The sequence below is a fragment of the Blastochloris sulfoviridis genome, assembly GCF_008630065.1.
Classification (GTDB): domain Bacteria; phylum Pseudomonadota; class Alphaproteobacteria; order Rhizobiales; family Xanthobacteraceae; genus Blastochloris; species Blastochloris sulfoviridis.
Map to the genome: position 1 here is coordinate 131,898 of NZ_VWPL01000008.1, position 14,156 is coordinate 146,053.

Below are 14,156 nucleotides of genomic sequence, written 5' to 3' on the forward strand. Positions count from 1 at the left end.
CACGTCGATGCTAAGCACGTCGATGCGGGATGCGGCGCCTCCCGCGGTCTGGTTCGTCGATGTTTGGAAAGACTTGAGAACCCGCGCCCGGCAGTTTCATGGGCGTAACGGCCCGATCGTCCGGCCAAAGTCGATGCGGTCATATAGGCGTTGGTGGCGCGTGCCACAAGCGCCGGATGTCCGCGGCGGGCGCATTTCCCCGCTGCTCGACCCCCCGCCGCACGATGAATTGTTGCCTCTGCGGCCCGCGGGCGTGCTAAGAGGTCGCGCCATCCCGTGCGCCCGGCTTATGCCGGTCCGTCACCTCAACGACCAAACAAAGATCGGATCATCGTTTTGCAGGTTCTCGTACGCGACAACAATGTTGACCAGGCGCTCAAGGTTCTCAAGAAAAAGATGCAGCGCGAGGGCATCTTCCGCGAAATGAAACAGCGGCGGTCCTACGAGAAGCCATCCGAGCGCAAGACCCGCGAGAAGGCCGAGGCTGTCCGCCGCATGCGCAAGGCCGCCCGCAAGCAGGCCCAGCGCGAGGGTCTCCTGCCCGCGCCGAAGAAGCCGTTGCGTGACGCGCGCGGCCGTCCCGGCTTTGGCCCGCGCCCGTTCGCCGGCACCCCGCGCCCGGCCGCGGCGGAACCGACCCCGACGACCCCGACGACTGTGCGCGTCTGACGACGCCGCGCACCTGTCCTGCAGGCGCCGCGCCCGATTGTCGCAGCGCGGCCTGACCGTTAGGGCTAATTTAACATTCTACCTCCCGGGCGACGGAATATGGGTAACGGGAAACCTATATTCCGCCACCACGCGCAAATACCCGATGTCAGCGCCCGCGGACAATGCTAACTGCGTGCGCCGTGGGCACCGCAGTGTCGAGATTTGCGCCCGGGGTTCGCGCGCTCGCATTCTTCGCTGCCCACTTGCAAGACGCTCGACACCAGTAAGACGCTCGACCCCCCCTGTTCGACGCGGCGAAGCCCACGCCCCCGAGGGTTCCGTTGCAACGATCCCGCCCGCTCCCTGGCGGCTTCGAGTTCCGGACACGCGACCATGCAGCTTCAGCTACCGCAGAACCAGATCGTGCAGGCCACCGGCGCCGGACCTGTCCAGAGCCAGTACACGCTGACGGTCTCCTGTCCCGATCGCATCGGCGTGGTGGCGGAGATCAGCGGCTTTCTCGCCCATCACGAGTGCTTCATCACCTCGTCCCAGCATTTCGGCGACACCGAGACCGGCCAGTTCTTCATGCGCACGGCGTTCCTGCTGCCGCCGGGCATGTCGTTTGCCGATCTGACGCCGAAATTCGCGCCGATCGGCAACAAGTTCCAGATGACGTGGTGGTTCCACGACGAGACCCGCAAGGACCGCGTCCTGCTTTTGGTCTCCAAGCAGGGCCACTGCCTCAACAACATGCTCTATCTCTATCTCAGCGGCAGCCTGAGGATTGAGATTCCGGCGATCGTCTCCAACCACCGCGACCTGGAACAGATGAGCGGCTGGCACCGTATCCCATTTTATCACCTGCCGGTAACCAACGAGACGCGCGCCCTGCAGGAAGAGAAGATCATCAAGCTGGTCGACGACCTCAAGATCGACCTCGTGGTGCTCGCCCGCTACATGCAGATTCTGTCGCCCCGGCTGTGCGAGGCGCTGGCGTGGCGGACGATCAACATCCACCACTCCTTCCTGCCCAGCTTCAAGGGCGCCATGCCCTACCACCAGGCCCACGCCCGCGGCGTGAAGCTGATCGGCGCCACCGCCCACTACGTCACCAAGGATCTCGACGAGGGCCCGATCATCGAGCAGGACGTCGAGCGCGTCGACCACACGCTGACGGTGGACGAGCTGATCACCATCGGCCGCGACATCGAAACCCGCGTGCTGTCGCGCGCGGTGCGCTGGCACACCCAGCACCGCGTGCTGCCCAACGGCACCAAGACCGTCGTGTTCCGCTGATCGTCGTCCGGCCGGTCCGGCACCTCGCCGCCCCGGGCGCAACGAGGCGCAGGCCCGGGGCCGCCGGCAGGATTGGCGACGGAGTCGCTCGGCCTCTTTTTCCCTCTCCCCTTGTGGGAGAGGGTGCCGAGCGAGCGAAGATCGCGAGGCGGGTGAGGGGTGAATCTTCAAGCGCGCGTCCGCATTTACCCCTCACCCGGCTCGCCCTCGCTGACGCTCGGTCTCACCACCCTCTCCCACAAGGGGAGAGGGAAGAAACGCCCCTCTGCCGGCGGCCGTTCCGAAGTGATCGCCCGAAACCCGTATCAGGCGCTCGACCGCTCCTCGCCGATCAGCTTGAACCACTCGTCCTCGCTCAGCACGCTGACGCCGAGGCTGCGCGCCTTCTCCAGCTTCGAGCCGGCGCCGGGCCCGGCGACCACATAGTGCGTCTTCGACGACACCGAGCCCGCCACCTTGGCGCCCAGCCGCTCGGCCGTCGCCTTGGCCTCGTCGCGCGTCATCTTCTCCAGCGTGCCGGTGAAGACGACGGTCTTGCCGGCGACCGGGCTCTCGATGCGCGGCTTTTCGGCATCGACGATGGCGATCTCGGCCACCAGCCGATCGACCAGCACGCGGTTGTGCGCCTCGCCGAAATAGGTGGCGATCGCATCCACCACCGCCTCGCCGATCTGGTCGATCGCGTCCATCTCCGCACGCGCGGCCTCGTCAGCGGCGGCGATGCGACGCGCCGCCGCCTCGAAGTCTGCCCACGAGCCATAGGCGCGGGCGATCTGGCGCGCGGTCGTCTCGCCGACGTGGCGGATGCCGAGCGCATAGAGGAAGCGGTCGAGCCCGATGGTGCGCCGCGCCTCAATGGCATTGAACAGGTTGCGCACCGAGACGGCGCCGAAACCTTCCTTGTCCTTCAGCTTCTTGAAATTCTCCGCATCGCGCCGCGCCAGCGTGAAGATGTCGGCCGGCTCCTTCACCGGCAGATCCGCATCCTCGAAGAAGAAGGCGATCTGCTTCTCGCCCAGCCCCTCGATATCGAAGGCGCGGCGCGAGACGAAATGCCGAAGATGCTCGACGCGCTGATACGGGCAGGCGAACTCGCCGGTGCAGCGCCGCACCGCGCTTTTCTCGCCGGAGGCCAGCTCCTCGCGCACCAAGGGCGTCTTCAGCTCGCACTGGCAGACCTCGGGAAACTGGTATGGCTCCGCCCCGCGCGGCGCATCCTCGATCACCCGCAGCACCTGGGGGATCACGTCGCCGGCGCGCTGGATCTCCACCGTGTCGCCGATCCGCACGCCAAGCCGGGCGATCTCGTCGGCATTGTGCAGCGTGGCGTTCTGCACCACCACGCCGCCGACGGTGACCGGCTCAAGCTTGGCCACCGGGGTGTGCGCGCCGGTGCGGCCGACCTGAATCTCGATGTCGCGCACCAGCGTCCTGGCCTTCTCGGCCGAGAACTTGTGGGCGATGGCCCAGCGCGGCGAGCGCGACACGAAGCCCAGCCGCTCCTGCAGATCGAGCCGGTCGAGCTTGTAGACCACGCCGTCGATATCGTAGCCGAGCGAAGCCCGCCGGCTCTCGATGAAACGATAGTGCGCGAGCAACTCCTCGGTCGAGTGGCACAGGATGGTGAGATCGTTGGTGACGAAGCCCATACGCTTCAGCGCCGTCACCATGCCGAACTGCGTGTCGGCCGGCAGCTCGCCCGCCACCTCGCCCCAGCCATAGGCGAAGAACTTCAGCGGCCGCGACGCGGTGACCGTGGCGTCCAACTGGCGCAGCGAGCCGGCGGCAGCGTTGCGCGGGTTGGCGAAGGCGGGCTTTCCCTCCGCCGCCTGCCGCGCATTGATGGCGTTGAAATCGGCGTGCGAAAGGTACACCTCGCCGCGCACCTCGAACACATCCGGCGCCCGGCCGTGCAGCCGTTCCGGCACGTCCTCGATCGTGCGGACGTTGGCGGTGACGTCCTCGCCCTCGAAGCCGTCGCCGCGGGTGGCCGCCACCTCCAGCCGGCCGCCGACATAGCGCAGCGAGCACGACAGGCCGTCGATCTTGGGCTCGGCGGTGATCGCCAGTTCGGCCTCGGCAGAAAGGCCGAGGAAGCGGTGCATGCGGGCGACGAACTCCACCGCCTCGCCTTCGCTCATGGCGTTCTGCAGCGACAGCATCGGCACCGCGTGCCGCACCTTGGCGAACTTGGCGGCCGGCGCCGCGCCGACCTTGCGCGAGGGGCTGTCGTCGCGCACCAACTCGGGGAAGCGCGCCTCGATCGCGTCGTTGCGGGCGCGCAGCGCGTCATAGTCGGCGTCGGAGACGGTCGGCGCGTCCTCCTGATAGTAGCGACGGTCGTGCGTGGCGATCTCGCGGGCGAGCCGCCTCAGTTCGGCCGCCGCCTCGTCGGGCGACAGCATCTCGACTGGTTTTGCAGCCTCGGCGCGGCTCATCGTCCGTCCTCGATCAGCTTGGCGGCGGCGGCGCGCGCCTCGCGGGTGATCTCCGCCCCCGACAGCATGCGCGCGATCTCCTCCTGCCGCGTCGCGGCCTCGATACGGGCCACCCGCGTGGCGACGCGGTTGCCCGCCGCCACGCTCTCCTTCTGGATCAGAAAATGCCGGCCGGCGCGGGCGGCGACCTGCGGCGCGTGGGTGACGGCGACCACCTGCACGCGCTGGGCGAGGCGCGCCAGCCGCACGCCGATGGCATCCGCCACCGCGCCGCCGACGCCGGAATCGATCTCGTCGAAGATTAGCGTCGGCGCCGAGCCGCGGTCGGCCAGCGCCACCTTGAGCGCCAGCATGAAGCGCGACAGCTCGCCGCCCGAGGCGATCTTGGCGATCGGCCCCGGCTTGGTGCCGGGATTGGTCTGCACGAAGAACCCGACCTGGTCATAGCCGTCCGGCCCGGCGCCGGCAGCGTCGGTGACGATCTCGGTGAAGAAGCGTGCCCGCTCCAGCTTCAGGGCCGGCAGCTCGGCATTGACCGCGGCATCGAGCTCGGCGGCAACGGCGCGGCGCTTGGCCGACAATTCGGCCGCCGCGTGGCGATAGGCCGTCTCCGCCGCCCTGGCCGCGTTATCCAGCGTTTTCAACAGCGCCGCCGAGCGGTCGAGCGCGGCGAGGTCGCCGGCGAACGCCTCGGCGCGGGCGGCCAGCGCGTCCACCGGCACGGAATACTTCCGCGCGGCAGCCCGCAGGGCGAACAGCCGCTCCTCGATGCGCTCCAGTTCGTGCGGATCGAACGCCGCCACGCCGAGCGCGTGCTCCAGGTGGCTCCTCGCCTCGTCGAGGGCCGTCAGCGCCTGGTCGAGCGCGGCGATGGCCGGCTCGACCAGTTCGCGCGCCTCGGCGCCGCGGCGCTCCAACCGCCGCACCGCCGCGGCAAGCTGCGGCACCGGCGAGCCTTGGCCGGCGACCGCGCTGTGGGCGTCTTCAAGATCCTGCGCCACCTTCTCGGCGCGCATCATCGCGGCGCGGCGCTCGGCCAGCGCGCTCTCCTCGCCGGGCTCGGGCTTGAGCTTGGAAAGCTCCGCCACCGCGTGGCGGATGAAATCGGCCTCCGCCTCGGCCTTCTCCAGCCGGGCGCGCTCGGCCAAAGCCGTCTTCTCCGCCGCCCGCCACGCCGAAAACCGGCGCGCGACCTCGGCGGCCGGCACCGTGAGGCCGCCATAGGCGTCGAGCAGCGCACGGTGGCTGGCCGGATCGACCAGCGCGCGGTCGTCGTGCTGGCCGTGGATCTCGACCAGCGTGGCCGCCAGCGTGCGCAGAAGCTGCACGGAGACCGCCTGATCATTGACGAAGGCGCGGGTGCGGCCGTCGGCATACTGCACCCGGCGCAGGATGAGATCGCCCTCGGCGTCGATGCCGCCCTCGGCGACCGCGGCGCGGGCGGGATGGGAGGCCGCGAGGTCGAACACCGCGGTCACCTGCCCCTGCTCGGCACCGTGGCGCACGAGGCCGGCATCGCCGCGCGCCCCCAGCGCCAGCGCGAACGCGTCGAGCAGGATCGACTTGCCGGCGCCGGTCTCGCCGGTCAGCACCGACAACCCGCCGTCGAAGGCGAGGTCGAGCTTGTCGATCAAAACGATGTCGCGAATCGCGAGCTGGGCAAGCATGGCGAATGGCAGAACGGCACGAACCGGTGGGTTGCAGCAAGGCCGCCGGATCGCCGGCCTGACCGCGGCCCGGCGGCGGCCGGTTCGTTCTAACACATGTCGGGCGCGCTCACCCCAAGCCGCGCGCGCTCACTCCAAGCGCCGCGCGGTCACCCGGCACGCGCTCACCCCAAGCCGAGCTTCTTGAAGGCCCGGCTGATCCAGGACGATTTGTCCTCGCGCGGCTCCAGCCCGCCGGTCTGCAGCAGCTTGTAGGCATCCTTGTACCAGGGGCTGTCCGGGAAATTGTGGCCGAGCACGGCCGCCGCGGTCTGGGCCTCCTGGGTGATGCCCATGGCCATGTAGCACTCGACCAGCCGCATCAGCGCTTCCTCGACCTGACGCGTCGTCTGGTACTGAACCACCACCGTCTTGAACCGGTTGATGGCGCCGATGTAGTTGCGCTTCTCCTGATAGTAGCGGCCGATCGACATCTCCTTGCCGGCGAGCTGGTCGCGGGCGATGGTGATCTTGCGTCGGGCACTTTCGGCGTATTCGCTGTCCGGGTACTTGCGCACCACCTCGTCGAGCGCCTGGATCGCGCGCTCGGTGCGCGCCTGGTCGCGGGTGATGTCGGCGATCTGGTCGAAATACGAGGCGCCCACAAGGTAGAGGGCGTAGGCGGCGTCAGGGCTGCCGGGATGCAGCGTCACATAGCGCTTGGCCGCGGTGATGGACTCTTCGTACTCGCCGGCTTCGTACTTGACGTAGGCCGTCATCAGCAGGGCCTTGCGGGCCCATTCCGAATAGGGGTGCTGACGGTCGATCTCCTCGAACTTCTTGGAGGCGTCCTTGTATTCCTTCTTGGCGACCAGCGTCAGCCCTTCATTGTAGAGCCTGTCCGCCGGCTCGTCGGGCGCGAGCTGTTCGGGCTTCTTCTCGAACAAGGCGCAGGCCGCGAGGGAGACGGCGAGGAGGCCGATGGCGAGCCCGCGAATGACCGCCCGCAGGCGTGAGGGAGGCGGAAGGAAACGACGCATCACCTTCGATTGGTCCTGCAGTTGGTCCAGCTATCGATCTTTAGGCCGGAAAGCCCTGGGCCGGGAAACCTCAACCACCCGGCGACGCCTTTGTCGCCCTGGCGGCTTGCGGCCATGTTCCCGTCCATCGAGCCGCGCATGCCCCGGTAAACGGAGATGAGCCGGCACGCGCGACGAGGCACGCATCCGGCCAAGGCGCTAACGTGACAACGGGACGGGATTGTGGCGGAATTGTCCACAAAGGTGCTCCGCCGCGCACAGGACACGCCGGCCATGGCAAAGCAGCCCGGATGCGCTGCGCGCTCCACCGCGGCAACGCGAGGACGGGAGCCAGGATCGGGTCCGAATTCCGTAATCAGCTATGGTCGGCGCGGAACGCCGGCATCGCGAGTTGGGCGCCGCGCCCGGCATAGGACGGGCGGCTGGCGGCCGGCCGTTCGGCCAGGGCATCGGTCCAGCACCAGGCGGTCGCATCGGCGAGCAACGCCCGCACCACCGCATAGTTCAGCCGGTGGCCGCCGCAATAGGAGCGGTAGAGGCCGATCAGCGGGGCGCCTGCCAGCGCGAGGTCGCCGATCGCATCCAGCGTCTTGTGGCGGACGAACTCGTCGGCGTAGCGCAAACCCTCGGGATTGAGCACGCGGTCCTCGGCCACCACCAGCGTGTTGTCGAGCGAGGCGCCGAGCGCATAGCCCGCGCCCCACAGCCGCGACACATCGGCAAGGAAGCCGAAGGTGCGGGCACGGGCAAGATCGCGCCGGAAGGTGGCGGGGTCGATGTCGGCGGCATAGGCCTGCCGGCCGATCGTCGGGTTGTCGAAATCGATCTCGACCTCGACACGCAGGCCGCCGTCGCGCGGGCGAAGCTCGCCCCAGCCGCGCCCCATGGCGACCTTGATCGGCTTGAGAATGCGGATGCAGCGGCGCGGCGCCGCCAGGGTGCGCAGGCCCACGGCCTCAATGGCGGCGACGAAGGCCGCGGCCGAGCCGTCCATGATCGGAACTTCGGGACCGTCGATCTCGCAGATCGCATTGTCCACGCCGAGGCCGGACAGGGCGGCCAGGAGGTGCTCGACGGTGGCGACGACCGCCCCCGAATCGTCGCCCAGGACGGTGGCCAGCTCCGTGGTGCTGACCGAATCCGGCCCGACCCTCACCGAGCGCTCGCCCTCGTCGCCGACGCGGAGGAAGACGATTCCGGTGTCGGCCTTGGCTGGTAGAAGAGACAGGGTGGCAAGAGCACCGGAATGAACTCCGAGGCCCGTTAGAACGATTCGATCTCGTACCGTCGTCTGCCGGCCTGCTTTCATGAATACACAGGTGGAAAGTTCATCCGAACTACGGACGGCTTTCCGAGCCTCCTCTAGCTTGGCCGTATTTGCGTCGCGCGGGCGTCCGACAGATGTCGATTCATTTGCGCGAATCGGACCGTTTGGTGACCGGCACCTTAGGGGGGGTGCCGGTTGAGGCCAAGTCACGGTTCTTTTCGCATTGTTACCGTCCACATCCGCGTGGCGGTTTGCCCGTGACCCGAGGAACAGACGCGAAATCAAATAGTTGCACCCGGCCCTAAATCGGCCGGGTGCGCTGCTATTTCGGGCCTTGGTCAATTGGCCTGACGGCGCAGGAACGCCGGAATGTCGAGGTGATCATCCTCGGCTGCCGGCAGGGGCGCCTGGCGCCCATGCTGGTCGAGGCCCTGCGGCGCCGGACGGGGCGCCGGGGCCGCCGGGCGCTTGCCGTACTCCGACAGGATCTCCGGCGAGGGTTGCGGCTGCGGCCGGGGCGGCCGCGGCACCTCCAGCGAGGGCTGGATGTCGCGGATCACCGGCCGGGCGTGCGCCGGGGGCTCGTCCTCGCCCTCCTTGCGGCCGAGGCCGACCGCGGCGAGGCGCTGCAGCAGGGTCATCTTCTTCTTGTCGGGACCGTCGTGAGCATCGCCGTGGCCGGCCGCGCGCAACTGCGCCTGGCCCGGCAGCGGGAACTCGTCGGCCCGCGGCATGCGCATCTGGCGCGCGGCCGCCGGCCGCTCAGGGACCGGGGGGATGAAGGGATGGTGCTCCTCTTGTTCGGTCGCGCCATGGACGGGCGCCTGGGGAGCCTGATCGACGTAATAGTTCGGCTTGGGCGGCAGCGGGCGGATGGTGACGTCGTCGATCGCCGCACCCGCACGCGGCGGCGGCGCGCCGAGGGTGGGCTGGCGCGGCTCGCCGAAGATCACCTCGGGGCGCTGCTCGTCCTCCAGGCGCAGCCGCCCGGCATTGGAGCGCTGGCGGTCGGTGACCGGGGTCACCGCGTCCGGAATGACGGACGGATCGATGCCGGTGGCCACCACCGAGACGCGGACGATGCCTTCGAGGTTCTGGTCGAAGGTGGCGCCCAGGATGATGTTGGCGTCGGGGTCGACCTCCTCGCGGATGCGGGTCGCCGCCTCGTCGACCTCGTAGAGGGTGAGGTCGCGGCCGCCGGTGATCGAGATCAGGAGGCCACGGGCGCCGCGCATCGAGGTCTCGTCGAGCAGCGGGTTGGCGATCGCGGCTTCGGCGGCGAGGATGGCGCGGCGCTCGCCCGAGGCTTCGCCGGTGCCCATCATCGCCTTGCCCATCTCGCGCATCACCACGCGCACGTCGGCGAAGTCGAGATTGATCAGGCCCTCTTTCACCATCAGGTCGGTGATGCAGGCGACGCCCGAGAACAGCACCTGGTCGGCCACCGCGAAGGCGTCGGCGAAGGTGGTGCGCTCATTGGCGACCCGGAACAGGTTCTGGTTGGGAATGACGATCAGCGTGTCGACATTCTTCTGCATCTCGGTGATGCCGGTCTCGGCGACCCGCATCCTGCGCGCACCCTCGAAGTGGAAGGGCTTGGTGACGACCCCGACCGTCAGGATACCCAGCTCACGTGCCGCCCGCGCAATGACGGGGGAGGCCCCGGTGCCGGTGCCGCCGCCCATGCCGGCGGTGACGAACACCATGTGCGACCCCGACAGGTGATCGCGGATTTCGTCGAGAACCTCCTCGGCCGCAGCGCGGCCGACCTCCGGCATCGAGCCGGCGCCGAGGCCCTCGGTGACCTGCACGCCCATCTGGACGACGCGCTCGGACTTGGTCGAGGCCAGCGCCTGGGCGTCGGTGTTGGCGACCACGAACTCGACCCCCGCAAGCCCGGCCGAGATCATGTTGTTGACGGCATTGCCGCCCGCGCCGCCAACGCCGAACACGGTGATTCTTGGCCGCAGCTCCCGAATATCGGGCTTCTTCAGGTTGATCGTCATGGGTCTCCACCTCGTCTCCGGCGCCGGCGGGCACCGTCATTCACAGTCCAGAAGGCCGGACCGCCGCCGGCCGGGGTCGTCACCTCAGAAACTCTCTTTCAGCCACCGCCCGACACGGGCGATGTAGCCCCCGGACGCCTGCCCGCGCCGAAGGTGCGGACGGGGTTCGAAATGTTCGCGCGCCGCCACCTGCGGATAGATCAAGAGGCCGCAGGCTGCGGCAAAGGACGGGCCCTTGGCCGCCTCCGGCAGGCCGGAGATGCCGAGCGGCCGCCCGATGCGCACCTGCCGGCCGAGCACGCGGCTGGCGAGATCGGCGATGCCGGTGAGCTGCGCCGCGCCGCCTGTGAGCACGATCCGCCCGCCGGCAATGCCGGCGAAGCCAGAGTGGATCAGCCGGTCGCGCACCAGTTCCAGGATTTCGTCGACGCGCGGGCGCACGATGCGCACGAGCTGTGCCTTCGTCACCGAGTTGCGATGGGTGCGGTCGTCCTCGCCCAGCACCGGCACGGTGACCGAGTCGTGGTCGTCGGCGCCGGCCGCCACCACGCTGCCGAACAGCGTCTTCAGCCGCTCGGCATCGCCGATACGGCATGACAGGCCACGCGCCAGATCCATGGTGACGTGGTGGCCGCCGATGGCCACCGCATCCGCGTGGACGATCTGGCCGTCGCTGACCACCGAGATGGTGGTGGTGCCGCCGCCCATGTCGATGCAGGCGACGCCGATCTCGGCCTCGTCGTCGGTCAGCGTTGCCAGCGCGCTGGCATAGGGCGCGGCCACCACGCCGGCGACGTCGAGATGGCTGCGCTCGACCGCCAGCATCAGGTTGCGGGCGCCGGCCATGTCGGCGGTGATGACGTTGAGATCGACGCCGAGCCGGCGGCCGAGCATGCCGCGCGGATCCTTGATGCCGGTGTTGTCATCGACCGAGAAGCCGGTGGGCAGCGCGTGCAGCACGGTGCGGCCGCCCTGCACCGCATAGGTGCCGGCCGCCGACAGCACGCGCTCGACATCGGTGTCGGAGACCGCCGGCCGCTTCAGGTCGATGCCCGCCCGGTAGGCTTCCGAGTTCAGCCGGCCGGCGGTGAGCGACACGATCACCTGCTCGACCTGCAGGCGGGCCGAGCGCTCGGCGGCGTCGATGGCGTGACGGATGGCGTCCTCGGCCGCGGCGAGATCGACCACCGTGCCGCATTTGACCCCGCGCGAGCGGATATGGCCGACGCCGAGGATCTCGATCGAATGGGTGCGGCGCTTGAGCGCCTCGCCGCCGGTTCGCGGCTTCAGCTTGGCGATCAGGCAGGCGATCTTGTTGGTGCCGACGTCGAGCACCGACAGGATGGCCGAGCGCCGCGGCGACAGCGGGCGCAGCCGGGGGGTGAGATCAAGGCGAGCGTTCACGTATCCGCCCCCTTGCGCTTGGTCTTGGCCTTCGTCGCCTCCGCGCGCGCCTTGGCGGCGGCGTCGGAGAGCCGGACGGTGATGCGGTCGGGAAGCCGGAGGTCGATCGCCACCAGGTCGCGGCTGAGCAGCTTCTTCTCGCGGTCGAGCGCCGAAAGCTCGGCTAGCGCGGCGGCGGGATCGGCCTCGGGCAGGCGCACGTCGATGCCGTTCTTCATGCGCAGGTTCCAGCGGCGCTCGGCCACCAGCACGGCGGCCCGGGTCTGGGCGGCGATGTCGGGAAACCTGGCGAGCAGCATGACGATCCCTTTCGCCCGCTTGTCGGCACCGACGCCGACCACCAGCGGCAGATCGGGACGCGGGGCGAGTTCGACCGGCGCGATCACCGTGCCATCCTCGGCGATCACCTGAACCTTGCCCTTGAGCTGCCAGAACGCGAACGCCTCACGCTCGACGATCTCGATGTCGACGCGGTCGGGATAGAGCTTGCGGACCTGCGCCTCGGCGATCCACGGCACCGCCAACAGGCCCTCGCGGGCGGCAACGGCGTCGAAGAACAGCAGCGAGGTGCCGGGCCCGATGCCGGCGGCCTGCCGGATCTCGGCCGCGGAGAGATACTTGCGCCCGGAAATGGTGACGGTGGCGAGGCCGAAGCCGGCGGCGCGCGCCCCCGTATCGGCCGCGTCGTGCAAGGCGGTGACGATGGCCGGCACGTGGCCGCCGACGACGCTGCCATAGATGCCGGTGGCAAGAAACAGCGCGAAGGTGCCGAGATAGCCGGCGCCGCGCGGCAGCGGCAGCGGCAGCCGCGCAGCCCGGCGGGCAACGCCGTGGATGGCCGCCGCAAGCGGCCCCGGGCCGCCGGCCGGCACCGCCTGCCGCCGCGCCGCAGAGGCCACGCGATCATCCGCCCCCGCCCGGAGTCCCGGCGGAGCCGGCTTGCGCGATCTGCGTCCGACCCGTTCCATGCCCGTTCCCTGCGGCTGTGATGAGGCCGCGCGGACGCGCCAAATTCGTTCAAGATGAAGGGTCGCCGCGGGCTGCGGACGTCGCCGGATTCCACCGGTGTGACCGGTGACCTGCGACCGCGCCCCTTGCGACCCCGAACATGGTGCGCCGTCCCTGTGAGTCTTGGGGCGCGTCGGTTAACAAAGCGTTTAGGATTTAAACGAGGTTAACGAAATGCGGCCGCTTTGCGGGATCTAGAGAGGTATCCCAATCCGCTTGATCTCCCACGCCAGCACAACGCCGCTGGTCTCCAGCACCCTTCGGCGCACGGTCTCGCCCAGCGTCTCGATGTCGGCGGCGGTGGCATCGCCGGTATTGAGCAGAAAATTGCAGTGCAGCTCCGACACTTGGGCCCCGCCGACGCGAAGGCCGCGACAGCCTGCCGCATCGATCAGCTTCCAGGCGCTGGTGCCCGGCGGATTCTTGAAGGTCGAGCCGCCGGTGCGCGCCCGAATCGGCTGGGCCTCCTCGCGGTGGCGGGCGATCTCGGCCATCCGCGCCGCGATCTCGCCCGGATCGCCCGGCGCGCCGGCCATCACCGCGGCGGTGAAAATCACCCCATCGGCCACCGCGCTCTTGCGGTAGGAGAAGCCGAGATCGGCCAAGCTTAGGACGAGACGCATCCCGTCCGGGCCGACCGCGTGGGCCTCGCGCACGATGTCCGCCATCTCGCCGCCATGGGCGCCGGCATTCATCCGCAGCGCCCCACCAATGGTGCCGGGGATACCGGACAGGAACTCGAACCCGGCAAGGCCGGCCGCGGCCGCGGCCGAAGCCACGCGCTTGTCGAGCGCTGCCGCGCCGACGCGCAGCCGCCCCTCCCCCAGGCTCTCGACGCCGCCGAAGCCCTTCGCCGCCAGCCGGATCACCACGCCGGGAATGCCGCCGTCGCGCACGATCAGGTTCGAGCCGACGCCGACCACGGTGACCGGCAGGCCCGATGGCAGGTGCGCCAGCGCATAAGAGAGGTCGTCGGCATCAGCCGGGGTGAACATCGCCTGCGCCGGCCCGCCGACCCGGAACCAAGTCAGATCGGCCATCGGCTGGTTGGCGGCGAGCCGGCCGCGCAACTCGGGCATCAGGCGGGAAAGCTCGGGAACGAGATCGGGGAAGGACATTGTGCTGGCCGCGGACTCCGTAGGGCGCAATAGCGAAGCGTATTGCGCCGACGCCAAGCGGCGGAATACGCTTCGCTATTCCGCCCTACAGGCTTCTTTCGTCATCCCAGCCGAGCGCGCAAAGGGCGCGCGAGCCGGGATCGTCTTCAGAACCCGGGACCGTCCTCAGAACAAGGTGCCCCATCCTGCGCACGGTCCCGGGTTGGAACGGCGAAATGTGCTTTGATGGGTGCACCGGCTCGGGGTGGCCACCCCGAGCCGGTGCGGGCGGCACGCCGT

10 protein-coding genes are annotated in these 14,156 nt (G+C 69.3%); 2 read left to right on the forward strand and 8 right to left on the reverse strand.

What is annotated here, in order from left to right; all coding sequences use genetic code 11:
- Window positions 1–336 precede the first annotated feature (336 nt).
- Both rpsU and purU read left to right on the forward strand, forming a co-directional pair.
- Window positions 337–669, forward strand: a complete 333-nt coding sequence (gene rpsU / locus F1193_RS06710; RefSeq protein ID WP_150096925.1) for a 30S ribosomal protein S21 — start codon at window positions 337–339, stop codon at window positions 667–669.
- A gap of 375 nt (window positions 670–1,044) precedes the next feature.
- Window positions 1,045–1,950 carry a formyltetrahydrofolate deformylase gene (gene purU / locus F1193_RS06715; protein ID WP_150096900.1) on the forward strand — a complete coding sequence of 302 codons (906 nt, stop codon included), beginning with the start codon at window positions 1,045–1,047 and terminating at the stop codon, window positions 1,948–1,950.
- 305 nt (window positions 1,951–2,255) lie between these two features.
- Here the strand turns inward: purU and ligA are convergent, their stop codons facing one another.
- The 8 genes from ligA to murB all read right to left on the reverse strand — a co-directional run bounded on the left by ligA (window position 2,256) and on the right by murB (window position 13,877).
- Window positions 2,256–4,388 (reverse strand): NAD-dependent DNA ligase LigA, encoded by a 2,133-nt coding sequence (ligA, locus tag F1193_RS06720; RefSeq protein ID WP_150096901.1) that lies wholly within the window; start codon window positions 4,386–4,388, stop codon window positions 2,256–2,258.
- A complete protein-coding gene (gene recN / locus F1193_RS06725; protein WP_150096902.1) occupies window positions 4,385–6,055 on the reverse strand; it encodes a DNA repair protein RecN in 1,671 nt (556 codons plus the stop codon). Before recN ends, ligA begins: the two co-directional genes overlap by 4 nt.
- A gap of 164 nt (window positions 6,056–6,219) precedes the next feature.
- On the reverse strand, window positions 6,220–7,074 hold the full coding sequence (locus tag F1193_RS06730; protein ID WP_150096903.1) for an outer membrane protein assembly factor BamD: 855 nt from the start codon (window positions 7,072–7,074) through the stop codon (window positions 6,220–6,222).
- A 355-nt stretch (window positions 7,075–7,429) separates the two neighbouring features.
- On the reverse strand, window positions 7,430–8,383 hold the full coding sequence (lpxC, locus tag F1193_RS06735) for a UDP-3-O-acyl-N-acetylglucosamine deacetylase (RefSeq protein ID WP_150096904.1): 954 nt from the start codon (window positions 8,381–8,383) through the stop codon (window positions 7,430–7,432).
- A gap of 296 nt (window positions 8,384–8,679) precedes the next feature.
- Window positions 8,680–10,347, reverse strand: coding sequence for a cell division protein FtsZ (gene ftsZ, locus F1193_RS06740; RefSeq protein WP_150096905.1), 1,668 nt, complete (start codon window positions 10,345–10,347; stop codon window positions 8,680–8,682).
- A gap of 84 nt (window positions 10,348–10,431) precedes the next feature.
- Complete coding sequence (gene ftsA, locus F1193_RS06745) at window positions 10,432–11,751, reverse strand: cell division protein FtsA (protein ID WP_170263426.1); 1,320 nt, start codon at window positions 11,749–11,751, stop codon at window positions 10,432–10,434.
- Window positions 11,748–12,650 (reverse strand): cell division protein FtsQ/DivIB, encoded by a 903-nt coding sequence (locus F1193_RS06750; RefSeq protein WP_150096906.1) that lies wholly within the window; start codon window positions 12,648–12,650, stop codon window positions 11,748–11,750. Before F1193_RS06750 ends, ftsA begins: the two co-directional genes overlap by 4 nt.
- A 303-nt stretch (window positions 12,651–12,953) precedes the next feature.
- Window positions 12,954–13,877 (reverse strand): UDP-N-acetylmuramate dehydrogenase, encoded by a 924-nt coding sequence (murB, locus tag F1193_RS06755; RefSeq protein WP_150096907.1) that lies wholly within the window; start codon window positions 13,875–13,877, stop codon window positions 12,954–12,956.
- Window positions 13,878–14,156: the final 279 nt, after the last annotated feature.